The organism is Brevundimonas sp., from assembly GCF_046293315.1.
In the GTDB taxonomy this organism is placed as follows: Bacteria; Pseudomonadota; Alphaproteobacteria; order Caulobacterales; family Caulobacteraceae; genus Brevundimonas.
Genome location: NZ_JBKBPF010000003.1, coordinates 234,112 through 256,518 on the forward strand (window position 1 = coordinate 234,112; position 22,407 = coordinate 256,518).

Genomic DNA, 22,407 nt, shown 5'->3' on the forward strand with positions numbered 1-22,407 from the left:
GCCGCGGTCAGAAGTACTCCGCGTTTGCGGGACACTGGGCCGAGATGCGGCGGGCGGTGATGCTGGCCGGGATGTAGGGCGTGCCCCGCGTCAGCTGGGCGCCGCCACTGAAGCGGAAGCTCTCGCTGGTGTACGGGCCCGTCAGCCGCACATTGACGGTTCGCCCGCGCCGGTCCTGGCAGGTGCCCTCGAAGCGGGAGTTGCCGCCCCCGACCTGGCGCACCGGGTAGGTGCACTGCCAGCGGCGCGTGGACAGGCCATTGAAGAAGCGGTTGATCTCGCTCGGGCGCACGCACTTCTGCTCGGTGTCTCGCACGCCCATCACACTGGTGGTGTACTCCCAGTACCCCGGCTGGGGCTGGTCGGGCGCGGGGGTCTGGGCGTGGGGGCCCGTCGCAATCGACAGTGCGGCCACGGCGGCGAGGCCGGAGCCGATCGTCAGGGCGCGTCGCTTTGTAGTCATGGTCGTCATGGTCGCTCTTTCTTGCGGCGATGTTGACAGTCGATCCTACAGATGGCGGTTGAACGGGGGCTGAACAATGGCAGTTCTCCCGCCGGGCGAAAGACTCCCGAGCCCTTGACGCAAAGGGGTCGGTGCGCCTATACGGCCCCCTCTCGCGCGGGAGCCCTGCCCTGCGCGCCACTGTTTCATGCGCCGCGCGGCCGATCAGCCCGCCCGCCTGCCAAGGATTTTGACGATGTCGCGTCGTTGCGAACTCACCGGGATCGGCCCGATGGTCGGCCACAGCGTCAGCCACTCCAATGTGAAGACCAAGCGCCGGTTCCTGCCGTCGCTGAAGACGGTCAAGCTGGCTTCGGACTCGCTGGGTCAGACCTTCTCCCTGCGCATCTCCAACGCGGCGCTGCGCACCCTGGACTACAAGGGCGGCCTGGACGTGTTCATCGTCAAGGCCCGCGACGAGCAGCTGTCGGTCAAGGCCCAGCGCATCAAGCGTCAGGTGCGCGCCAAGCTGGCGGAACAGGCCGCCGCCTGATCAGGCGAGCGATCAAGCATTTCGAAGGGCCGGCGGAAACGCCGGCCCTTTTGCTTTGCACCGCTTGGAATGGTCATCAGGGGCCTCTATCTGTCGCAAGGAACAAGCCCAGGAGCCATCCATGACCATCAAGCCCGGCGACCATCTGCCCGACGCGACCCTCGCCACCATGACGCCCGACGGGCCCAAACCGGTGAAGACAACCGAGCTTTTCGGACAAGGCACCACCGTGCTGTTCGCCGTGCCCGGCGCCTTCACCCCCACGTGCTCGGCCCGCCACCTGCCGGGCTTCAAGGACAAGCGCGACGAGCTGAAGGCCAAGGGCGTGGACCGGATCGTGGGCGTGTCGGTCAACGACCCCTTCGTCATGGGCGCCTGGGCCGAGCAGCAGGGCCTGAGCGGCGACGACATCCTCCTGCTGGCCGACGGCAACGGCGACTTCACCAGGAAGCTGGGCCTGGAGCTGGACGCCACGGGCTTCGGCATGGGTCACCGATCGCAACGCTACTCCATGCTGATCAAGGACGGCGTGGTGACCGAGCTGAATGTGGAGCAGGGCGGCGAGTTCAGGGTGTCCTCGGCAGAGCATCTGCTGGCGCAGCTCAGCTGACAAGCGCCCTATCGCTCGCCGCGCGGCGGCTCGCTGCTTGAGGGCAAGGCGCTGACGCCCCCAATCATGACCACTGACGTCTTCACACCCGAGAAGCGCAGCGCCGTGATGCGGCGGGTGAAGGGTCGTGACACCGGCCCGGAAATGGCCGTTCGGAGAGCGCTTCGCGCGCTGGGCGTCGGCTATCGTCTGGGCGGGGAGAACCTGCCCGGCCGCCCGGACGTGGTGATGAAGGGACGCCGGGCGATAATCTTCGTCCACGGCTGCTTCTGGCACGGCCATGACTGCGCCCGGGGCGCCCGGGAACCCAAGGCCAACGCCGATTACTGGCGCGCCAAGATCGGGGGGAACAGGGAGCGGGATCGGGCGTCCGAACAGGCGCTGACCCTCGACGGCTGGCGAGTGCTGATCCTTTGGGAATGTGACCTGAAGGATACGGCGGTGCTGGAGACGCGCCTGCGGGTCTTCCTGAGCCCTCAGGCGGCCTCGGTCTCGCGCGCTGCCTCTGCAAGGACGTGATCCAGGGCACCCAGCAGGGCCGCCGGCGTCAGGGGCTTGGAGACGAAATAGTCCATACCAGCCGCCATGCAGGCGTCGATGTCTTCCTGGGCGGTATCGGCGGTGACCGCGATCACCGGCGTGGCGCGGTTCGGCCCGTCACCGGCGCGCAGACGCCGCGTGGTCTCGCGGCCATCCAGTTCGGGCATGCGCACGTCCATGAAGATGACGTCATAGGTCTGGACCTCGCACACCTTCAGGGCGGCCATCCCGTCGGCGGCCGAGGCCAGCTCGACGGCAAGCGGAGTCAGGATCAACTGGACCGCCCGGCGATTGATCTCATGGTCGTCCACGACCAGCACGCGCAGCGGCCTGTCAGCAACCTCGGTTTCGGGCTGTTCCGGGACGACAGGCGGCGGCATGGAGGCAGGGTCCGGCGCGGGCGAAACCATATCCGGCGGAGACGCTATACGATCGGGCTTCTCCGGCCGCCTTTCGACCGCCAGCGGACGGCTCTGGGCGATGCGGTCACGCGCCTCGGGCGCCGCCATAAGCGGGGCGTTCGGGGCGGATGTACGCGGCAGCGTCAAGGCCAGCGTGAAGGTCGCGCCTTCGCCCCTGGCGCTACGCGCGGTCAGCCACCCGCCCATCAGTTGGGCGAGATCGCGGCTAATGCTGAGACCCAGGCCGGTCCCGCCGTGCCGGGCGGAGACCGCGTCGCCGGTCTGGTCAAACGGGGTGAACAACCGCGCCAACTGAGCCGCATTCATGCCGGGGCCGGTGTCGATGATGTCGAGGGTCAAGGCGACCGAGCCGTCCTGGTCCCAGGCGCGAATGCGCACGGTCACCGTGCCGTCCTGGGTGAACTTCAGGGCGTTGGAGATCAGATTGTTCAGAACCTGACGGATGCGGGTCGGATCGCCCACGACCCAGTCGGGCGTCTGGGAGGCGCCTTCCAGTCGCAGCTTCAGGCCCTGTTCAGCGGCCTCGCGTTGCCAGAGCCGAATGGTGCGGGAGAGAACCTGGCGCAGGTTGAAGGGCCGCGCCTCCACCTCCATGCGCCCGGCCTCCAGCTTGGCGTGATCCAGCAGATCGTCCAGCAGATTCTTCATCATGCGGCCGGCCTCGCCGATGAGGGCGGCGTTCTCGCGCGAGGCCGCGTCCCGGGCCTTCGCCTCCAGCTCGTGAGCACCGGCCAGAATGGCGGACAGAGGTGTTCTGAGATCGTGGCTCACAGTGGCCACGAAGGCGGACTTGCCGGCGACGGCGGCTTCCGCCTCACGACGGCGACGGTCGGAATCGCGCTGGGCCTGCCGTTCCGATTCCGCCAGTCGGGCGTTGCCGGTGTAGGCGGCGAGGGCGAAGGCGAGAATCGTGAAGGCGACGACAGCCGCCGCCGTGGCCTCGGCGCGGCCCGCGCCTTCCGCCAGCATCAGCAGCGGCGTTCCCGCCAGATACAAAAACAGGGGCGTCAGATACAAGCCCAGCATCAGCGATGACCGTCCCGACACCATCAGGGCGTTCATGACCCCTCCGGTCAGGACCAGCACCGCGCATATGCCGCCCGCCAGTCCGCCCAGGTTCCACAGAGGCAGGGCGAAGAAGCCGTAGACCAGGGTGCTGGCGGCGATCGCGGGCCAGGCTATCAGCTTGCGCCACAGAGACAGGGTTTCCGTCCGGCCCGAGGTAATAGGCGAACACGCCAGGGCGTCGATCAACTGAACGACAAAATACGCCGCGATCCAGGCAAGGGCGAGCCCGGCACCGATGATGGGCGCGAACACCAGAACACCTACGACAGACACGCCCATGCGGATGGGCAGGTTCTTGCGACGACGCCGAACCGCGTCGGCGAAGGCCTCGTCATGAATGGCGGCGTCGTGAGCCATGGATACGCCCGTCTGCGCGCCTTTCGGCGGCGGTGGCGGGTACTCTGCCGTAGACGCCCTAACGTGGAGTCAACGCAAGGGTCACAGATTGAGCAGGGCCGGGTCGCCGCCCTGGGCCGCGATGTTGACGCTGATGGCCTTCTCCGAGGCGTAGCGGATCAGGCTGTTGGGGCCCCCCGCCTTGGGACCGGTGCCCGACAGCCCCTCGCCGCCGAAGGGCTGGACGCCCACCACCGCCCCGGTGATGGAACGGTTTACATAGACGTTGCCCGCAGGGACCAGCGCCATGACATCGGCGGCGAAGGCGTCGATGCGGCTGTGCACGCCCAGGGTCAGACCATAACCGCGCCCGGCCAGCTTGCGCGCGACCTCCTCCAGATTGTCGGGATCGTAGCGATAGATGTGCAGGATCGGGCCGAATACCTCCTTTTCGAGGAAGTCCGGCGTGGGGATCTCGGCGATCACCGGGGCGAACAGGTCGCCACGCCCGGCACCCTCGGGCAGGTCGGCGCGGGCGACGATTTTCGCTTCCTTCTCCAGCCGCTGGACGTGCTTTTCCAGGATGTCGCGGGCGTCGGCGTCGATCACCGGGCCAATGTCCGTGGACGGATCAGCCGGATCGCCGACCACGCGCGTCTTCAGCGCCCCGGCCAGACGCTGGATGAAATCGTCGGCGTTGGCCTTGGGGATGAACAGGATACGCAGGGCCGAGCAGCGCTGGCCGGCCGAGCCGAAGGCCGAGACGATCACATCGTCGATGACCTGTTCGCGCAGGGCCGTGGTGTCCACGAACATGCCGTTGAGCCCGCCCGTCTCGGCGATGAAGGGGATGATCGGGCCCTGACGGGCGGCGATGGAGCGGTTGATGGCGAAGGCCGTCTCGGTGCCGCCGGTGAAGGCCACCCCGTCGATGCCCGGATGATTGACCAGAGCCGCGCCGACGGTGTCCCCCCGGCCGGGGACCAGCGCCAGCAGATCGGGATCCAGACCCGCCTTGTGGAACTGGCGTACCGCTTCGCAGGCCACCAGCGGCGTCTGTTCGGCGGGCTTGGCCAGCACGGCGTTGCCGGCGGCCAGGGCCGCAGCCACCTGACCGGTGAAGATAGCGAGGGGGAAGTTCCACGGGCTGATGCAGGCGAACACGCCCCGGCCGTGCAGGACCAGACGGTTGGTCTCGCCGGCCGGGCCGATCAGATCCTCGGGACCTCCGAACTGCTGCTCGGCCAGCATGGCGTAGTAGCGGCAGAAGTCGGCGGCCTCGCGCACCTCGGCGACGCCGTCGTCCAGAGTCTTGCCCGCCTCGCGGCACAGCAGGGCGATGAGGCGGTCCATGTCCGCCTCCAGGGCGTCGCCCATGGCGCGCAGCACCACCGCGCGCGCGGCGCCGCCCGCGCGGTCCCACGCCACCTGGGCGTTGGCCGCCCGCTGGATGGCCTCGTCCACATCGGCGGCGGTGGCTTCGGAGACATAGCCCAGAATACGCGCGCGGTCACAGGGGTTGGTCACATCCCGGGGGCTCTCGCCAGCCTTCAGGGCGCCGCCGATGAAGGGGCCGGCGTTCAACTTCTCACGGTCCAGCGCCTCCAGCGCCTGCGCGTGGATTTCGCGGTCTTCAGCCTGGGAGTAGTCGCGGCCGAGGGAGTTCAGACGGTTTCCGTACATGTCTCTGGGCACCGGGAGTTTGGGGTGACGGTCGGGCTGGGCCTCGACGGCGGAGATGGGGTCAGCGGCCACGTCGCCGGCCGGGACGCGCTCGTCCAGCAGGGCGTGGACGAAGGACGAATTGGCGCCGTTCTCCAGCAGGCGGCGCACCAGATAGGGCAGCAATTCTTCATGGCCGCCCACGGGGGCATACGCGCGCACCACCGGCTCTGCGCCCTCGTTCCAGGTATGGCGGGCGGCGTCATAGAGCGCCTCGCCCATGCCGTGCAGGCGCTGGAACTCGATGCGCACCTCCCGTTCCCGCGCCATGCGGTTCACCGCCGCAAGGGTGTGGGCGTTGTGGGTGGCGAACTGGGAATAGATGTGGGGCGCAGCCTGGATCATCGCCTCGGCGCAGACAAGGAAGTTGAGGTCGGTGGCCTGTTTGGTGGTGAAGACGGGATAGTCCACGCGGCCCGCGATCTGGGCGCGTTTGATCTCGGTGTCCCAGTAGGCGCCCTTGACCAGACGCACCATCAGGCGACGGCCGGACCGCTGGGCCAGGTCGGCGAGGAGGGCGATGACCTGGGGCGCGCGCTTCTGATAGGCCTGAACCGCCAGACCCAGACCGGTCCAGTCGCCCAGTCCGGGTTCGTGGGCCAGCCGGTCCAGAAGCTTGAGCGACAGGACGAGGCGATCCGCTTCCTCGGCGTCGATGGTGAAGTTCAGATTGTACTTTGCCCCCAGCTTCGCCAGGCGCAGCACACGGGGATAGAGCTCGTCCCAGACCCGGCCTTCCTGAATGGCCTCGTAGCGGGGCGACAGGGCCGACAGCTTGACCGAGACGCCGTGGCCGTCCTCCGGGCCCTGTCCCTTGGGGCGTGCCTTGCCGACGGCCTCGATGGCGCCCGCGTAGATGCGCTCGTAGTTCTCGGCGTCGGCGGCGGTGCGGGCCCCCTCGCCCAGCATGTCGAAGCTGCACAGCCACTCATTGCGATCTGCGCGCTTGAGTGCGGCGGCGATGTTGCGGCCCAGCACGAACTGCTCGCCCATGATCTTGACCGCCGTAACCACCGCCTGGCGGATCACCGGCTCGCCGATGCGGCCGGCGACGCGCGCCAGGAAGCCGGGCAAATCGCGCCGGGCGTCGTCGTCCACATCTACCAGCTTGCCGGTCAGCATCAGGCCCCACGTTGAGGCGTTGACGAACAGGCTGTCGGACTGACCCAGATGGCTGGCCCAGTCGGCGGAGCTGATTTTCTCGGCGATCAGGCGGTCGCGGGTCTCGTCGTCGGGGGTGCGCAGCACCGCCTCCGCCAGGCACATCAGGGCCAGTCCCTCGCGGGTGCCCAGGCTGTATTCCTGCAGGAACCCCTCGACCACGCCCTGACGGTTGGCGGCGGCGCGGGCGCGCTCGACCAGGGAGATGGCTTCGGCGACCACCGCGCCCCGCTCGACGGGGTCCAGCGGCATGCGCGCAAGCAGGTCGGCCACGGCCTCCCGCTCGTCGCGGAACTTCAATTGATCCAGGGCGTCCCAGTTCGTCACGCGTATCGACTCCGGAGGTGTGCGGCTCCCCATACGCTGGGCGGGAAGAAATATCCTCTGTATCTTGCCCACCGAGACCGAACATAATTTGGTTTGGAAGCGAGAACGCCGAATGCATGATTTGGATGCCACTGACCGCCGGATTCTCACGACGCTTCAGCTGGATGGGCGGATCACCAACGCCGAGCTGGCCAAGCGCTGCAACCTGTCGCCTGCCGCCTGTCTGGAGCGGGTCAAGCGGCTGCGAGAGCGCAAGGTGATCCTGGGCTATTCCACCCTGATCGACCCGGCGGCGGTGAATCGCGGCCTGCTGATCTTCATCGAGGTGGTCCTGGATCGCACCACCGGCGATCTGTTCGACGCCTTCGCCGCCCAGGCCCGGAAAACGCCTGAGATCATGGAATGCCATATGGTGGCGGGCGGCTTCGACTATCTGATCAAGGCGCGGCTGGCCGACATGGACGCCTATCGCGCCTTTCTGGGCGACGTTCTGGTGCAGATGCCGGGGGTGCGGGAGACCCGCACCTATGCGGTTATGGAGGAGATCAAGAGCATCCCGATCCTGCCGATTTGATGCGCCCCTCCGGACGCGGATCATGTCTCGCGTTTGTCGCGGTTAGGCGTTAATCCTGTCGCCCTTCGGAAACGGGGAGCTGAAGCTCTTAATGCGCATCGTACTGGCCACCGACGCCTGGGAACCCCAGATGAACGGCGTCGTCCGCACCCTGACCCGCACGGTCGCCGAATGCCGCGCCATGGGCCACGAGGTGGAGGTCATCGAGCCGGGGCAATTCAAGACCATTCCCTGCCCCACCTATCCGGAAATCCGGCTGGCCCTGGGCGCCGAGGAGGAGATCCGCGAGCGCCTGCGCGCCTTCGAGCCCGAGGCGGTGCACATCTCCACCGAGGGGCCCATCGGCATCGCCACGCGGCGCATCTGCGTGGAATGGAAATTGCCGTTCACCACCAGCTATCACACCAAATTCCCCGAGTACGTCTCGGCCCGGTTCCCGATCCCGGTGCAGGTGGGCTACGCCTATATGAAGTGGTTCCACAAGCCGTCGGGACGGCTGATGGTGGCCACCCCCACCTTGCGCGACGAGCTGACCGAGCACGGCTTCAGGAATGTTTCGCCGTGGTCGCGGGGCGTGGACACCGACCTGTTCCGGCCCGACCGCGAGGCCATCTATGAAGAACTCGGCGGCAAGGACTGGCCGCGCCCGTTCTGGCTGAACGTGGGCCGGGTGGCGGTGGAGAAGAACATCGAGTCTTTCCTCAAATTGGACTTGCCGGGCACCAAGATCGTGGTGGGCGACGGCCCGGCGCGGGCTGATCTGGAGGCCCGTTACCCCGAGGCCAAATTTCTGGGCGCACGGTTCGGCGAGGACCTGGCACGCTGCTTCGCCGATGCGGATGTCTTCGTGTTCCCCAGCTGGACGGACACTTTCGGACTGGTGATCCTGGAGGCCATGGCCGCGGGCACCCCCGTGGCCGCCTATCCGGCCCACGGGCCCATCGACATCATTCCCGGCTCCAGCGCCGGCGCTATCGACGATGATCTGAAGTCAGCGTGTCTCGAGGCCCTCAAGATGGATCCCGAGGCCGTGCGCGCCTATGCGGAGAAATTCAGCTGGCGCGCCTCAGCGGAGCAGTTTGTGGAGAACCTGCAGCCCTATCCAGAGCCGCAGAAGACCCGGCTGTGGCGGCGCCTGCGGCGTCTGGCCCGGGTGCGCGGCAAGGCGGCCTGAGCCCGCCTGGGAAGACAGACAAAGAAAAACGCCGCGAACCAGAAGGCTCGCGGCGTTTGTCGTTGCAGGCCTTGTGCCGGGTCAGTCTTCCGGGCGGGTCATGATCGTCTGGCTGGCGACCACCTCGCGCTGTGCGGCGAAGGCGTCCGGCATCAGCGGGATCAGGCCGCGATCCTGCAGATAGCCGCCACGCCCCATGCTGTTCTCGGACACATATTCGGCAACGAACTGCTCCAGGTTCGGAATCACGCCGATGTGGGCTTTCTTGACGTAGATGAACATGGAACGGCTGATCGGATACTCGCCCGAAGCGATGGTTTCGACCGTCGGCGCCACGCCGTCGATGCTGGCGGCCTTCACCACATCGCGGTTCTGCTCCAGGAACGAGAAGCCGAACACACCGAGCGCACCCGGGGTGCGGGTCAGGGTCTGGACGATGGCGTTGTCATTCTCGCCGGCGTCGATCCAGGCGCTGTCCTCCCGCAGGGTATGGGACAGGGTCTCGAAGCGGTCCGGGTCGCTTGCGGCCAGGGCGGCCATCTGCGGCACCGCTTCGGCCGAATGGGCCATGCCCAGCTCCAGCCAGGAATCGCGGGTGCCCGAGGTCGGCGGCGGGCCGTAGACCTGGATGCGCTGGGCCGGCAGGCCGGCGCGAACCTGATCCCAGCGGGCGTTCGGATTGGCGACGAAGCCGCCGCCGCCGGGCACCTCATTGGCCAGGGCCAGGTACAGGTCGCCGCCCGTGAAGGCGAAATCAGCGCCGTCGCGGGCCGTGGCGATGACGATGCCGTCATAGCCGATCATGATCTCGATGATGTCAGTGACGCCGTTGGCCACGCACTGGTCGAACTCCGACGCCTTCATGCGGCGCGAGGCGTTGGCGATGTCCGGGGTCTGCTGGCCCACGCCGGCGCAGAAGGCGGCGATGCCGCCGCCGGTGCCGAGGGATTCGACGCGCGGGGCGACGCCCCCGCTGCGCTGGGCGAAGTTCTCGGCCACGCGGGTCGTGAAGGGGAAAACGGTGGACGAGCCGGCCACCCAGACGGTGTCGCGCTGGGCGCCCGCGCCGCCACCGGCGCCGTCACCGCAGCCGGCCAGAAGGGCGGCCGCCGCCGCTACGATCAGATAGGATCTCATGCCTTCAGTCTCCGATTTCGTATATGAATTTCAAACTGTCCTTACCCGGAGCACGTGACATGGCGTCGGCGCGCCGATGACGGTTCGGTTACAGCAAGCGCTTTCGCATGGCTTGGGACAGCATGTCGATCAGGCTGACGGCGATGACGATGACGATGGCGATGGCCGAAACCGTCGCATAGTTGAACGACTGGATGTTCTCGAACAGCAACTGGCCGATGCCGCCGGCGCCGATCAGGCCCAGCACCGTGGCCGCGCGGCTGTTGGACTCGAACCGGTACAGGGCGAACGAAGTCCACAGGGGCGCCACCTGGGGGATCACCCCCCAGACGATCTCGTGCAGGCGCCCCGCACCGGTGGCGCGCACGCCCTCGACCGGGCCGTGGTCGATGGACTCCACCGCCTCGGAAAACAGCTTGGCCAGAACCCCCGCCGTGTTCAGCGCGATGGCCAGCACGCCCGCCAGCGGTCCCAGGCCGACGGCCACGATGAACAGGGTGCCCATGACCAGGTCCGGGATGGAGCGCAGAATGTCCATGACCCGGCGGATCGGCCAGACCATCCAGTTGGGGGCGATGTTGCGCGCTGCGGCCAGGCCGAGCGGGATGGCCAGAAAAACGGCGATGAAAGTGCCCCACAGGGCGATCTGGATGGTCAGCCACATCTGCCCCACCAGCCGCGCCCAGAGGGCGGGGTTGTCCCAGGGCATGGGCGGATTCAGCAACTCGCGCCCGTAAAGCCGAATGTTGTCGGTGTTGGTGAACAGCAGCGGCAGGCGGCTCATGTCCACCGGGCCGAAGCTGATCAGCAGCAGCAGAAGAAGGCCGCCCCAGAGCAGGATGTCCAGGGCCCAGGCCCCGGCCGAACGGGCCGGGGGCTCAGGGATCGTTCCGGGCGGCAGCGGCGTGGTGGTCAAGGCGTGACCTCACGACGGGCGCGCAGTTCGGACAGCTGGGCCTGAGCCGCAGCGATGCCGGCCTGGTCGCCCGAGGCGGTGGCCTCGCGCAGGGCCTGGTCGGCGCGCATCTCGCGGATGGGGTCCAGATAGCTTCCGTCTGCGGCGCGGAACTGGGAGTAGTTGAGCTGGGCCAGAACCTGACGCTGGCGCTCGGCCTCGGGGCCTTCGCCCTGGCCGTAAGTCAGGAAGAAGCTGCGGATGCGCTCCTTGAGGGCCGGGTCCAGGTCGGACCGCAGGACGATGCCGGATTCCGGGATCGGCGGCGATTCCCAGATGGTCTCCAGTTGCGCGATGATCTGCGGGTTGTTCCGGGTCAGGAATATCGTGTTGACCGAGTTGGAAGTGGAGACGTCCAGCACGCCGGTGGCCACCGAGAACGAGTTGGCCTGATGGTTGGCCGAGCGCACGGTGCGGAAGCAGTCGCTGGGCTCGATGCCGCGGGGGCTGAACAGATAGGTCATGGGCGCCAGGGTGCCCGAGGTGGACTGGGCGTCGCCGAGACCGAACGTCAGCCGCCGGTCGCAGGCCAGAACCTGATCCAGGGTGATGCCCGAGCCACGCCGCACGATCAGGGTGGAGGTGTAGCTGTCGTTGCCCTCCACATCCACGGTGCGGGCGATGACTTCGCCCTGTGACCGGTCGATGGCCTGAAGCGCCGGCAGGGCCGAGAACCAGCCCACCTGCACCTGATTGAAGCGCATGGCCTCGATCAGGGCGTTGTAGTTGCTAGCGAAGAAGGGGCGAACGCGCACGCCGGTTTCCGCCTCCATGTCGTCAAGCAGCGGCTCCCACAGAGGGCCCGACTCCGTCTGGCTCTCGGCTGACAGGATGGAGAAGGTGATCTCGGTCGGAACACCGTCGGCGTCGGTTCCGCCCTGGCCGCACGAGGCGGTGAAGGCGGCCAGGGCGATGGCCGAGGCGGCGACGGCGAGGCGGCGAGTGATGGCGCGGCTCATGCCTGAGTCTCCCAGAACGCGTCCTCGAACTCGGGACCGTAGATATCGATGAGGGTGGCGCGGTCCAACTGGGCCGAGGGGCCGTCATAGACCACCTCGCCCGCCTTCAGGGCGATGACGCGCTCGCAGTAGCGGATGGCGTAGTCCACCTGATGCAGGGTGACGAGCACGCCCATGCCGTCGCGGCGGTTCAGTTCGACCAGCAGTTCCATGACCTTGCGGGCCGAGACGGGATCCAGCGAGGCCACCGGCTCATCGGCCAGGATGGCCTTCGCCCCCTGGACGATGGCGCGGGCGATGGCGCCGCGCTGCTGCTGGCCGCCGGACAGGGTGTTGGCGCGCTGGCCGGCATAGTCCGCGACCCCGACCCGGTGCAGGGCCGCCATGGCCCGGGCCTTGTCCTCGGGCGGCCACAGGCCGAACACGCCGCGCCATGCGGGCAAACGGCCCAACGCCCCCAGCATCACATTCGAGAACAGGGTCAGACGACCCACCAGATTGAACTGCTGGAAGATGAAGCCCAGCTTGCCCCGGGTGCGACGCACGGACGACGCCTGGCGCCCGTTCTGCTGCACGGTTTCACCGAATACGCTGATCGTGCCCTTGCCGCCGTCGATGGGAATCAGGCCCGTGATAGACCGCAGCAGGGTGGACTTGCCTGATCCGGACGGGCCGATCAGGGCCACCATTTCACCGGGCGCGACAGATACCGTCACCCCATTGAGCGCCTTGCGCGCGCCATAGGTCTTGGACACGTCGCGCACATCTGCGACGGCGGCGATCTGGGAGCTCATGAACGCGTCAGGGGGCTGCTGGGAACGGGCAAGTTCGAAGGGCAAGCACCCTTTGTGGCGGGCGCGAATGACCCGTTAATGACACGACGGGCCACGCCCCGTCCAGTGCGGCCGGTGCGGCGGATTGCACGGACCTAGTCCAGCGCCTTCTCCACCGTCTGGAGGTCCTGAGGCGACGGCAGGGTGGTCCTGGCGCGCGCCAGCAGCCGCGCGTCGATCCCGGCCGCAGACAAAGCCAGGTCAGGGGAGACTGCAGAGAGCGCCGCCAGGCCCTTTCGCAGACGGATCAGCACCGCCGGATCGCCGCCTCCGTGAAAGGCGATCGGCTCGAAAACGTCGATCATGAGATCCTCCGCATCGAGGGCGGGGGCGAGAACCCGCGCGCATGGCTCGGGCATGTCGTCTGCCTCCGCAACCGGTCGGGCCCAGCCGTCCAGAAGGCGCACTCCGGCGCCCACCACCTGAATGGCTGTGCCGGGATCGTTGACCCCCGGCGACAGAGCGCGCGTAGCGATCTCCGCCAGCACGATCAGCCCATAGCGGGGATCCTGATCGAAAGATCGACTATGTCCGATGGTGAAGGCGGACAGGAACCGGCGCCGGGCCTTCTCCGCGCAGTCCGACTGGTCCAGCCGGGCCAAGGGATCGCCACGCAAGACGAAGGCGCCGGGCATGATCAGCACCTGGACCCGGCAGTCCAGAGCTTTGGCGGCATCGGCGAGCCTGTCAGGATCGACGTTCTGGACATAGCCGGTGTCCGGCGCCGTGATCTCGAAGCCGCTCTCCACCACGCCCGCCACGCCGCCCAGGCGCGGGCGTCGCACCCGGTCAGCCAGAGCGTCGGCCGCGCACTTCTCAACCACCCCGATCATGTGTCCCACACGCGCCAGATCGGAAAGCCGACCGATCCAGGCCAGAAGGCGAAACGCCACCAGGGCCACAACACACAGACTGACGATGAAGATGATCGCCCGGCCCTCAGCGCCGTAATAGTTGGCGTTGACTGCGGTCACGCCGACGATGGCGTAGAGAAAGGCGCCCACGAAGGTCGCCAGCGCCTTCTGGGTCCCCTCGTCGCCCGTGACCAGGGCGGCGGCGCGCGGTGTCGCCGCAGAGGACACCGCCGTATAGGCCGTCACCATGGCGCCCAGGGAGAACGTGGCCACCACCAGCAGGCTTGAGGCCAGGATAGTCAGGATCTCCTCGACCGACTCGCCCCCCAGACGGTCCGCCATGGCGGACGGAACCCAGGGCGCGCCAGCGACCGCGAGGAGGGCCACCGCCACGCCCACCAGCGCATAGAGCGAGGCGCGAAACCACATGCGGCGCTCGAGCCGCCGCCACGCGAACAACCATCGGTCCATGAAAGGCCTCCCTTGGGGCCTGCAACGCGCCGGATCGGCTGGCGGCTCCCGACAAACATCGGAACGCGCCCTGAAATTGTCACTTTACATGACAGGCCATGAACCTTATGTCGCGCTCTCCGGCGGACCCCGTAGGTCCCTATGCTTGCGCCGCTAACGCCGGTCTGGGTTAACAATCAACAGGGGGTTACGTGAATTGCGCACGTACCACATGCCCCTGGACCTGGTCCGTGAGCGGTCCCCCGAGCGTCCCGTCGCACTTGTGCGGCCGCGCTCTGTTTCCGTAGCGGCACGCTGGTTCCAGGACAATCTGAAGGCCGAGGTCTTTTACGCCGTCAAGGCGAACCCTTCGTCGTGGGTCATCGAGACCCTGATCGAGGCGGGCGTCACCGCGTTCGACGTGGCTTCCCTATCCGAGATCGAACTGGTGCGTTCGGTCAGCGCCGACGCGCGTCTGGCCTTCATGCACCCGGTCAAGGGCCGGTCGGCCATCACCAAGGGCTATTTCGACCACGGCGTCCGCACCTTCGCGCTCGACAGCCACGATGAGCTTCAGAAAATTCTCGACGCCACCGGTGGCGCGAAGGATCTGAACCTGATGGTGCGCATGGCGGTGTCGGCGGACGGCGCGGCCTATACCCTGTCCGGCAAGTTTGGCGTGGCGCCGCACGATGCGCCGTCGTTGCTGCTGGCCGTGCGCCAGGCGACAGTGGACGGCCTGATGGGCGTTTCGTTCCATGTGGGATCGCAGTGCATGCGCCCCTCGGCCTACGAGGCGGCCATGGCCCAGGTCGGCCGCGCCATCACCCGCGCGGGCGTGTTCGTGGACATCGTCGACGTGGGCGGCGGCTTCCCGTCGGTCTATCCGGGCATGGTCCCGCCGGACATGCAGGAATACGCCGACGCCATCCATCGCGGCTTCAACGAGATGCCGGTTTCGGAGACCACCGAACTGTGGTGCGAGCCGGGCCGCGCGCTGGTGGCGGAATCGTCCTCGATCCTGTGCCAGGTCGAACTGCGCAAGGGCGACGCCCTTTATCTGAACGACGGATCCTATGGCTCGCTGTTCGACGCGACGCACTCGCGCTGGCCGTTCCCGGTCAAGCTGGTGCGGGACGGCGACAGCGCGGGCGAACTGAAGCCCTTCCGCTTCTATGGCCCGACTTGCGACTCCATCGATCACATGCCGGGGCCGTTCTACCTGCCCGCCGATGTGCGCGAAGGCGACTACATCGAGATCGGCATGCTGGGCGCCTACGGGGTGGCCATGTCCACCGGCTTCAACGGCTACGGCGTGCACGACATCGCCGTGGTCGAGGACGCCCCCATGGCCTCGCTGTATGGTCTGGCCCCGCGCTCCATCCCCACCGTGCGCACCACGGCCGAGGAGAACGCCCGCAAGGTCGTACGTCTGTCACGTCCAAAGGGTAAGGCCGGGCAAAAGCGCCGGAGGAAGTAGCCTTGAAGTTCATCTCGGGATTGAACGCGTTCCAGGCTGACCGTGCATGGGGCGCTCTCGACGTTGGACAGGTCGATGCGACGACGGTTCGCCTTCACTGGACGGACCAGCCCTATCGGTGGCACGTCAACGACGGTGCGGAAGTCTTCATCGTCATGACCGGGGCGGTCGACATGCACTGGCGGAAGGACGGCGATGAAGGCGTGCAGCGCCTGGAGGCAGGCGACGCCTGTTTCGCTGAGGCAGGCGACGAACACGTCGCCCACCCCGTCGGAGCAGCGCGCATTCTTGTAATAGAACGCGAGGGCAGCGAGTAAGTCGCCTGATATTGAACCAATTCGTGGGTCGGTCGCTCCGTCCTGGCCCGCGGTTTTCTAGAGACGGGCGCTCAAACCAAAGGGAAACCCTTGCTATGAACGCTCCCGTTCAGTCGAACCAGAAAGCCCAACTGCTCCAGAACACCGTCGAGCACGTGGACATCACGTCCTTCGACGCCCGTCCGATCATCGATTCCATGCGCAAGATGTCGTTCTCGAGCCGAGATACGGCCCGGGCCGCCGACATCTTCAACATGGCCATCGAGGACAAGGACTGCTCGCCGTGGCTGATCCTGGCCGGCTCGACCTCGGCCGGCGGCTGCATGCACGTGTACCGGGACATGGTGAAGTTCGGCATGGTCGACGCCGTGGTCGCCACCGGAGCCTCCATCGTCGACATGGATTTCTTCGAGGCCCTGGGCTTCAAGCACTATCAGGCCGCCGGCGAGGTGGACGACAATGTGCTGCGCGAGAACTACATCGACCGCATCTACGACACCTATATCGACGAGGAAGAGCTTCAGGCCTGCGACCACACCATCCTGGAGATCGCCAACCGGCTGGAGCCGCGCGGCTATTCCAGCCGTGAGTTCATCTGGGAGATGGGCAAGTGGCTCTCGGAGGGCAACGCGAAGAAAGAGGGCAGCCTGATCCAGACCGCCTATGAAGAAGGCGTGCCGATCTTCTGCCCGGCGTTCGTGGACTCCTCGGCCGGCTTCGGTCTGGTCAAGCACCAGAAGGAGCGCGCCGCCGCCGGCCAGCCCTACATGATGCTGGACGCCATCGCCGACTTCCGCGAACTGACCGACATCAAGATCGCCGCGGGCGTCACCGGCCTGTTCATGGTGGGCGGCGGCGTGCCCAAGAACTTCGCCCAGGACACCGTGGTGTGCGCCGAGATCCTCGGCGTCGAGGCCGAGATGCACAAATACGCCGTGCAGATCACCGTGGCCGACGTGCGTGACGGCGCCTGTTCGTCGTCCACGCTCAAGGAAGCCGCCTCGTGGGGCAAGGTCCAGACCACCCACGAGCAGATGGTCTTCGCCGAGGCCACCACGGTGGTGCCGCTGATCGGCTCGGACGCCTATCACCGGGGCGCCTGGAAAAACCGCGAGAAGCGCCGCTGGCAGAAACTGTTCGCCTGATCTGAAGGGGCCCCGGTGAAAGCCGGGGCCTTTTTCCTAGTCCTTGAGGTGACGGCGGCGGCGCATCAGGCGATCCGACAGCGCCTCGGCATGTTTCAGGGTAAAGGCGAGAGCCGCCGGATGTCCCCTCTGGGCGCCGATGGTGTCGGCCATTACGGCGCCCCGCTCCCCGAGCGGAACCGGAGCGCCGGTGGTGGTGTCCAGCGCGGTCTGATGCTCGATCTCGGCGTTGAGCTCGGCGCCCATCAGGATGATCTGCACGGTCACCCAGGTCCACAACAGGAACGCCATCATGGCGGCCAGAGGACCATAGGTGTCGGTGCGCACAAAGTTGCTCAGGAACCAGCTGAACAGGAACGAGGTCAGGACGCTGAGGGTCGCGGCCGTCAGGGCGCCGGGCGTCAGCCAGCGCCAGCGCGCGCGCGACCGGCAGGGCCCCATACGATAGATCAGCGTCAGGGCGGAGACATAGCCGGCGAACAGCAGAGGCCAGCGCAGGGGGGCGAGATAGGCCCATTCCTCGCGCAGGCCGAACAGGTCCAGCACCACCGGCACGCCGATCACCATGGCGGCGGTCATCAGAACGAAGACCAGCGCCGAAACGGTGAAGCCCATGCAGATCAGATTGTAGCGCACGAAGTTGCGCTTCTCGATCTCGCTGTAGGCGACGTTCAGGCCGTAGAACAGTTGCTTGACCCCGTTGTTAGCGGTCCACAGCGACAGGGCGAGGGTCCAGACCAGGGTGAAAGTCAGCTGCCCGGCGGAATTTTCGGCCAGCCGCTGCATCTGGGCGCCGATGAACTCCGCGATGTTGGCAGGCAGCACCGAATAGAGAAATTGCAGTCTGCCCCAGGCGTCGCTGGGATCGGCGAACAGGCCGTAGATGGTGACGAAGGCCGCCAGCATGGGGAACAGCGACAGCACCATGAAGAAGGTCACGCCGCCGGCCACAAACCCGACCCGGTCACCCAGATAGGCGGCGCCGACGCGCCAGAGGATGTCGCTCCAGCCTCTGTGCGGGATGTGGGACGGACGGGCCGCGAGACGGCCCCGGCCCGGCTCCTTCTCATCGTAGTCCTCGGGACCCGGATCGGCCGCGTCAGGCTCGTAGGGCCGCGTGCCGGGCTCTACGCCCAGATTGCGCACCAGCTTGTTGCCGCGCGTGTGCAGCAGGTGTGCGCCCGCAGCGCCCGCCGCCAGACCGCCTGCGCCGGCGGCGATCCAGCGCCACAGACTTCCGCCGCCGCCAGAACGGGCCAGAGCCGAAAGAAGACTGTTGTCGGGTCGTGGAAGGCGCGCCATCAGCGGACAACGGCCAAGCCTGATCACCGTTCCCGCTTGCCCCGTCCCGCACGCGAGGCCATCTAGCGCCCATGACCGAGACCCCCACCCTGCTGACCGCCTGGAAGGATGCCCAAGGCCGCCTGAAAGCCGCGCGCATCGACAGTCCGTCCATCGACGCGCGCCTCTTGCTGGAGGCCGCGGCGGAGGTGTCGCGCACCGACATCCTGACGGATCCCTACCGCCCTCTGGAGCCGGACGCCCTGGCGCGGATGGAGGATTATGTGGAGCGGCGCCTGAAGCGCGAACCGGTGTCGCGCATCCTGGGCCGTAAGGGTTTCTGGAAGATCATGCTGTCGGTGACGCCCGACGTGCTGTCGCCGCGCCCGGACACCGAGGCGGTGCTGGACGTGTGCCTGAAGGCGTTCCCCGATGGGCGTTCGTTCGAGATGGCCGATCTGGGCGTGGGCTCCGGCGCCCTCCTGCTGGCGGTGCTGGCCGAACGGCCGGCGGCGAGAGGACTGGGCACCGAGGTGTCCGAGGAAGCCCTGGCGGTGGCCCGCGAGAACGCCGCGAATCTGGACCTGAACACCCGCGCGGTGTTCCTGCGCACGGACTGGACCGCAGGCCTGTCCGACGCCGCCTTCGATCTCGTGGTGTCCAACCCGCCCTATATTCCCAGCAAGGACATCGACACCTTGGACCCGGAGGTGCGCGACCATGACCCGCGCCTGGCGCTGGACGGGGGCGAGGACGGGCTGGATGCCTATCGCCTGCTGGCCCCCGAGATCCGGCGCATCCTGAAGGCTGACGGAATCTTCGCCGTGGAGATCGGCTGGGACCAGGCCGTGGCGGTCAAGGCGCTGTTCCAGGCAGCCGGTTTCGAGGACGTGAAGGTGGTCAAGGATCTGGCCGGGCGCGACCGGGTCATCACCAATGGTCCGGATCCGCATGAGGGTACAGCGCTGAACTGAAGGCTTTCGCGCGAAAGCCTCTTGGAAAGCGGCGCGGCGCGCGCTAAGTCTTGGCTCGTCTCCCACCAATCCGCATCGCTTCGGGACCGTCCCGACGATCGACGACTGGAGTTCGTGACGGCTAACGGGGCTTCCCGCGCGTCGTGATGCGAAGGGCGATGAACGGTTTTCCGAGCAGCGGACGCCGGGGATCGGCCCCGGCCGGCAGGATCAGACCATTTCCGGCGCACGTCCCACCGCCCCAGGCGGCGACCCGCCCCAAGCACGGTAACGTCTATGAGAGATTTCAAGGGCATGAAGCGCCAACGCGGGCGCAACAGGAAGCCCGGCGGCAGTCAGAACAACAACAGCGCCAATCCGAACCGCTCCTGGGACTCGCAAGGGCCCGAGAACATCAAGGTTCGGGGCAACGCCCAGACCGTCTATGAACGCTACCAGCAGCTGGCGCGGGACGCGACCTCGGCTGGAGACCGTGTTCTGGCCGAGAACTATCTGCAGCACGCCGAGCATTATTTCCGGGTCCTGCGCGCGCTGCAGCCGCAGCGGTCGTTCCAGGAGATCGCCCAGCGCGAACAGATCGGTCAGGGCTTCGACATCGATTTCGAGGACGAGTCCGGCGCCCAGGCCGCCGCCTTCCTCGCCGCGCAGCAGGCGGCGGACCGTCAGGCCCAGCCGCAGCAGCCCAACCAGGGCGGACAGGGATCTGGCCAGAACAACAACCAGAACCACGGTCAGAACGGGAACCAGAATTCAGCCCCGGCTTCGGGTCAGAACGAGCGCGCCGGCGACGACAACGACAGTGACAGCGCTCGCCGCGAAAGCCGCCGGGATCGCTGGGAGCGCCGCCGCGACTCGCGTCGGGGCCAGTACGAGCGCGATGAATCCGATGGCGGCCCGGCCCAGGCCGGGGACGAGACGCCTCAGCCCCCGGCCAAGGTCGAAGACTCCGCGGACGACCAGCCCAAGCCCCGTCGTCGAGGCCGCGCTGAAACGGCGGTCTCCGAAGCAGAATCGTCACCCGAAACGGCGCTGCCCGGGTTCCTGACCCGCGCCACACCGACGTCAACCAGCGAGAGCACCCCGGAGACGGGCGAGGACAAACCGGCGCGCCGTCGGGCCCCGCGTCGCAAGACCACGGTGGACGAAGAAGCCTGAGGCGATCGGATATTGGCCGTCCAGACTTGACGTCCCCCGGGCGGCCCGGGCCATAAACGCCTCAGCTTTCAACAGCCAAGGCAAGCCATGCGCATTCCATCCCTCGGCCTGGCGCCCCTTCTGATTTCGGCGGCCATGCTGGCCGCCTGCACGCCGGCCCTGCCGCCCCCGCCGCCGCTGCCCGACGCGTCCGGGGGTGGCGGACGAATCCTGCCGGATTGGGGGGCCTCCATCACCAGCCATGACCGTGACCGGCTCCACCGCATCGACGCGGCCTGGAGCCTGGCGCTGGAGCAGGCGCGCCGCCAGGAAGGCTCAGGCGATCTCGCCTCTACGGGTCGGCTGATCGACCCGAACGCGGCGATCAGCGCCGTGGCGCCGCCGGTGGGCGACTATCGCTGCCGGACGGTCAAGCTGGGATCCCAGGGAGGCGAGCAGGGTCTGGGCTATGTGGTCTACGGCTGGTTCGCCTGCCGGGTCGAGGAGTCGCCGAACGGCCTGAAATTCATCAAGCTGACGGGATCCCAGCGCCCCGGCGGCCTGCTGTTCCCCGAAAGCGACCGGCGCATGGTGTTCCTAGGCTCCATGGCCCTGGCCAGCGAGCCGCCCGCCAACTCCTATGGCCGACGGCCGGAGCGGGACATGGTGGGCGTTCTGGAGCGGATCGAAACGCGGCGTTGGCGACTGGTGATTCCCTGGCCGCAATACGAATCCAATCTGGACCTGCTGGACCTGGTCCCCGCCTGAGCCGGTGAGCACCGGCCCTCGCGACATCGCGGTTGTCGGCGCGGGCCCTTCGGGGCTGGCGACCGCGCTGATGCTGGCGCGTCAGGGACGGCGGGTGGTTGTGCATGAGCGGTTCGAGGCCCCGCGCCCGGTCGGCGCCGGGTTCCTGCTGCAGCCCACAGGCCTGCACGTGCTGGACGATCTGGGCCTGACCGACGAAGTGGCGGCGCTCGGCCAGCCGGTGGCGCGGCTGTTCGGCCGGGCTGCGCCGACCTATCGCACCGTTCTGGACGTGCGCTACGCCGACCTGAAGCAGCCGCGAGCGGCGCTGGGTGTGCACCGGGCCGCGCTGTTCGAGGTGCTCTATGGCGCCTGTCTGGCGGCGGGCGTTGGTTTTGAGACCGGATTTGCTGCGGTCGGGGCGAATGATGGCCGTCTGACCGACGCCAAGGGGCGGAGCTCCCCGCAGTTTGATCTGGTCATCGACGCCTCTGGCGCCCGGTCACCCATCGCCGAGGGACTGGAGGGGCCGCGTCGGCCGCTGACCTTCGGGGCCCTCTGGGCGACCGTGCCATGGGCGGACGGGGCGGGCTTTGACGCCACCGCGCTTGAGCAAGTCTATCGCCGCGCCGACACCATGATCGGGGTGTTGCCATGCGGCCGCAGGCCCGGGTCAGATCAGCGTCTGGCGACGATCTTCTGGAGCCTGAAGGGCCGGGACCACGACGCATGGCGCGCTGGAGGGCTGGACGCCTGGAAAGCCGCGGTGCTGGGCTTCTGGCCCGAGATGGATCCCCTGCTGAACGCCATTACCGCGCCCGGGGATCTGACCCTGGCGCACTACGCCCACTGCACCCTGCAGCGCCCCTATGGAGACCGGCTGGCGGTGATCGGTGATGCGGCCCATTCCACCAGCCCGCAACTGGGCCAAGGTGTGAACATGGGTCTGCTGGACGCGTTCGCCCTGGCCGAGGCGCTGGCGCGGACCGATGATCTGACCATCGCCCTGCCCGCCTACGCCGCCGCCCGCCGCTGGCACGTGAGGCTGTATCAAGCGCTGAGCTGGGCCTTCACGCCATTCTATCAGGCGGACGGACGGGTGCTGCCCTGGGTGCGTGACCACGTCCTGGGGCGTGCGGCGCGATTGCCGGTCGCGCCGCGTTTGCTGGCCGCTACAGTGTCGGGACTGTTGCTGGACCCGCGTTGAGGTCT

The 22,407-nt window shown here is 67.5% G+C and carries 21 protein-coding genes; 12 read left to right on the forward strand and 9 right to left on the reverse strand.

The genetic code is table 11. The features are described 5' to 3' along the window. Positions 1-7: 7 nt before the first annotated feature. A complete protein-coding gene (locus tag ACK4SE_RS04155) occupies positions 8-472 on the reverse strand; it encodes a DUF3617 domain-containing protein (protein ID WP_409689068.1) in 465 nt (154 codons plus the stop codon). Between the two features lie 226 nt (positions 473-698). Here ACK4SE_RS04155 and rpmB point away from each other — a divergent pair, with 226 nt between their 5' ends. From rpmB to ACK4SE_RS04170, 3 genes are all read left to right on the forward strand, one after another. Further along, a complete protein-coding gene (gene rpmB, locus ACK4SE_RS04160) occupies positions 699-995 on the forward strand; it encodes a 50S ribosomal protein L28 (RefSeq protein ID WP_409689070.1) in 297 nt (98 codons plus the stop codon). Between the two features lie 121 nt (positions 996-1,116). Further along, positions 1,117-1,605, forward strand: coding sequence for a peroxiredoxin (locus ACK4SE_RS04165; protein WP_409689072.1), 489 nt, complete (start codon positions 1,117-1,119; stop codon positions 1,603-1,605). A gap of 66 nt (positions 1,606-1,671) precedes the next feature. Beyond that, complete coding sequence (locus tag ACK4SE_RS04170; protein WP_409689074.1) at positions 1,672-2,124, forward strand: very short patch repair endonuclease; 453 nt, start codon at positions 1,672-1,674, stop codon at positions 2,122-2,124. Here ACK4SE_RS04170 and ACK4SE_RS04175 read toward each other — a convergent pair. Together ACK4SE_RS04175 and putA are read right to left on the reverse strand one after the other, a co-directional pair. Beyond that, positions 2,082-3,992 carry a hybrid sensor histidine kinase/response regulator gene (locus tag ACK4SE_RS04175; protein WP_409689076.1) on the reverse strand — a complete coding sequence of 637 codons (1,911 nt, stop codon included), beginning with the start codon at positions 3,990-3,992 and terminating at the stop codon, positions 2,082-2,084. The two genes, ACK4SE_RS04170 and ACK4SE_RS04175, sit on opposite strands and share 43 nt — an antisense overlap. An 81-nt stretch (positions 3,993-4,073) precedes the next feature. Continuing rightward, on the reverse strand, positions 4,074-7,181 hold the full coding sequence (gene putA, locus ACK4SE_RS04180; protein WP_409689078.1) for a bifunctional proline dehydrogenase/L-glutamate gamma-semialdehyde dehydrogenase PutA: 3,108 nt from the start codon (positions 7,179-7,181) through the stop codon (positions 4,074-4,076). 112 nt (positions 7,182-7,293) lie between these two features. On the opposite strand from putA, the gene ACK4SE_RS04185 reads away from it, so the two are divergent. Next, entirely contained in the window at positions 7,294-7,755 is a 462-nt protein-coding gene (locus tag ACK4SE_RS04185) for an Lrp/AsnC ligand binding domain-containing protein (RefSeq protein ID WP_409689080.1), read from the forward strand. Between the two features lie 91 nt (positions 7,756-7,846). Then, the gene (locus tag ACK4SE_RS04190; RefSeq protein ID WP_409689082.1) at positions 7,847-8,929 is read left to right on the forward strand and encodes a glycosyltransferase family 4 protein; all 1,083 of its coding nucleotides are present in this window, start codon (positions 7,847-7,849) and stop codon (positions 8,927-8,929) included. An 81-nt stretch (positions 8,930-9,010) separates the two neighbouring features. On the opposite strand, the gene ACK4SE_RS04195 is transcribed toward ACK4SE_RS04190, so the two are convergent. The 5 genes from ACK4SE_RS04195 to ACK4SE_RS04215 form a co-directional block, all read right to left on the reverse strand. Next, positions 9,011-10,066 (reverse strand): substrate-binding domain-containing protein, encoded by a 1,056-nt coding sequence (locus ACK4SE_RS04195; RefSeq protein WP_409689084.1) that lies wholly within the window; start codon positions 10,064-10,066, stop codon positions 9,011-9,013. Positions 10,067-10,154: 88 nt separating this feature from the next. Further along, entirely contained in the window at positions 10,155-10,982 is an 828-nt protein-coding gene (gene phnE / locus ACK4SE_RS04200; RefSeq protein ID WP_409689086.1) for a phosphonate ABC transporter, permease protein PhnE, read from the reverse strand. Further along, positions 10,979-11,980, reverse strand: a complete 1,002-nt coding sequence (gene phnD, locus ACK4SE_RS04205) for a phosphate/phosphite/phosphonate ABC transporter substrate-binding protein (RefSeq protein WP_409689088.1) — start codon at positions 11,978-11,980, stop codon at positions 10,979-10,981. The genes phnE and phnD overlap by 4 nt, the downstream gene beginning before the upstream one ends. Continuing rightward, positions 11,977-12,774, reverse strand: a complete 798-nt coding sequence (gene phnC, locus ACK4SE_RS04210) for a phosphonate ABC transporter ATP-binding protein (protein WP_409689090.1) — start codon at positions 12,772-12,774, stop codon at positions 11,977-11,979. Before phnC ends, phnD begins: the two co-directional genes overlap by 4 nt. A 134-nt stretch (positions 12,775-12,908) precedes the next feature. Then, a complete protein-coding gene (locus tag ACK4SE_RS04215; protein WP_409689092.1) occupies positions 12,909-14,138 on the reverse strand; it encodes a DUF2254 domain-containing protein in 1,230 nt (409 codons plus the stop codon). A 196-nt stretch (positions 14,139-14,334) separates the two neighbouring features. On the opposite strand from ACK4SE_RS04215, the gene ACK4SE_RS04220 reads away from it, so the two are divergent. The 3 genes from ACK4SE_RS04220 to ACK4SE_RS04230 all read left to right on the forward strand — a co-directional run bounded on the left by ACK4SE_RS04220 (position 14,335) and on the right by ACK4SE_RS04230 (position 17,059). Then, positions 14,335-15,597 (forward strand): type III PLP-dependent enzyme, encoded by a 1,263-nt coding sequence (locus ACK4SE_RS04220; protein WP_409689094.1) that lies wholly within the window; start codon positions 14,335-14,337, stop codon positions 15,595-15,597. A gap of 2 nt (positions 15,598-15,599) precedes the next feature. Beyond that, positions 15,600-15,914 (forward strand): cupin, encoded by a 315-nt coding sequence (locus ACK4SE_RS04225; protein WP_409689095.1) that lies wholly within the window; start codon positions 15,600-15,602, stop codon positions 15,912-15,914. 95 nt (positions 15,915-16,009) lie between these two features. After that, complete coding sequence (locus tag ACK4SE_RS04230) at positions 16,010-17,059, forward strand: 1,9-bis(guanidino)-5-aza-nonane synthase (RefSeq protein WP_409689097.1); 1,050 nt, start codon at positions 16,010-16,012, stop codon at positions 17,057-17,059. A 36-nt stretch (positions 17,060-17,095) separates the two neighbouring features. Here ACK4SE_RS04230 and ACK4SE_RS04235 read toward each other — a convergent pair whose 3' ends face one another. Beyond that, entirely contained in the window at positions 17,096-18,361 is a 1,266-nt protein-coding gene (locus tag ACK4SE_RS04235; RefSeq protein ID WP_409689099.1) for a YihY/virulence factor BrkB family protein, read from the reverse strand. A gap of 71 nt (positions 18,362-18,432) precedes the next feature. Here ACK4SE_RS04235 and prmC point away from each other — a divergent pair, with 71 nt between their 5' ends. The 4 genes from prmC (at position 18,433) to ACK4SE_RS04255 (ending at position 22,402) form a co-directional block, all read left to right on the forward strand. Then, on the forward strand, positions 18,433-19,314 hold the full coding sequence (prmC, locus tag ACK4SE_RS04240) for a peptide chain release factor N(5)-glutamine methyltransferase (RefSeq protein ID WP_409689101.1): 882 nt from the start codon (positions 18,433-18,435) through the stop codon (positions 19,312-19,314). 294 nt (positions 19,315-19,608) lie between these two features. Next, on the forward strand, positions 19,609-20,469 hold the full coding sequence (locus ACK4SE_RS04245; protein ID WP_409689102.1) for a DUF4167 domain-containing protein: 861 nt from the start codon (positions 19,609-19,611) through the stop codon (positions 20,467-20,469). Positions 20,470-20,556: 87 nt separating this feature from the next. Next, complete coding sequence (locus tag ACK4SE_RS04250; protein ID WP_409689104.1) at positions 20,557-21,216, forward strand: DUF4893 domain-containing protein; 660 nt, start codon at positions 20,557-20,559, stop codon at positions 21,214-21,216. Between the two features lie 4 nt (positions 21,217-21,220). Then, a complete protein-coding gene (locus ACK4SE_RS04255; protein WP_409689106.1) occupies positions 21,221-22,402 on the forward strand; it encodes an FAD-dependent oxidoreductase in 1,182 nt (393 codons plus the stop codon). Positions 22,403-22,407 lie beyond the last annotated feature (5 nt).

Coding starts and splice junctions, on each gene's coding strand:
- ACK4SE_RS04155 (WP_409689068.1), bottom strand. CDS start 472: ATGACGACCATGACTACAAAGCGACGCGCCCTGACGATCGGCTCCGGC.
- rpmB (WP_409689070.1), top strand. CDS start 699: ATGTCGCGTCGTTGCGAACTCACCGGGATCGGCCCGATGGTCGGCCAC.
- ACK4SE_RS04165 (WP_409689072.1), top strand. CDS start 1,117: ATGACCATCAAGCCCGGCGACCATCTGCCCGACGCGACCCTCGCCACC.
- ACK4SE_RS04170 (WP_409689074.1), top strand. CDS start 1,672: ATGACCACTGACGTCTTCACACCCGAGAAGCGCAGCGCCGTGATGCGG.
- ACK4SE_RS04175 (WP_409689076.1), bottom strand. CDS start 3,992: ATGGCTCACGACGCCGCCATTCATGACGAGGCCTTCGCCGACGCGGTT.
- ACK4SE_RS04185 (WP_409689080.1), top strand. CDS start 7,294: ATGCATGATTTGGATGCCACTGACCGCCGGATTCTCACGACGCTTCAG.
- ACK4SE_RS04190 (WP_409689082.1), top strand. CDS start 7,847: ATGCGCATCGTACTGGCCACCGACGCCTGGGAACCCCAGATGAACGGC.
- ACK4SE_RS04195 (WP_409689084.1), bottom strand. CDS start 10,066: ATGAGATCCTATCTGATCGTAGCGGCGGCGGCCGCCCTTCTGGCCGGC.
- phnD (WP_409689088.1), bottom strand. CDS start 11,980: ATGAGCCGCGCCATCACTCGCCGCCTCGCCGTCGCCGCCTCGGCCATC.
- phnC (WP_409689090.1), bottom strand. CDS start 12,774: ATGAGCTCCCAGATCGCCGCCGTCGCAGATGTGCGCGACGTGTCCAAG.
- ACK4SE_RS04215 (WP_409689092.1), bottom strand. CDS start 14,138: ATGGACCGATGGTTGTTCGCGTGGCGGCGGCTCGAGCGCCGCATGTGG.
- ACK4SE_RS04230 (WP_409689097.1), top strand. CDS start 16,010: ATGAACGCTCCCGTTCAGTCGAACCAGAAAGCCCAACTGCTCCAGAAC.
- ACK4SE_RS04235 (WP_409689099.1), bottom strand. CDS start 18,361: ATGGCGCGCCTTCCACGACCCGACAACAGTCTTCTTTCGGCTCTGGCC.
- prmC (WP_409689101.1), top strand. CDS start 18,433: ATGACCGAGACCCCCACCCTGCTGACCGCCTGGAAGGATGCCCAAGGC.
- ACK4SE_RS04245 (WP_409689102.1), top strand. CDS start 19,609: ATGAAGCGCCAACGCGGGCGCAACAGGAAGCCCGGCGGCAGTCAGAAC.
- ACK4SE_RS04250 (WP_409689104.1), top strand. CDS start 20,557: ATGCGCATTCCATCCCTCGGCCTGGCGCCCCTTCTGATTTCGGCGGCC.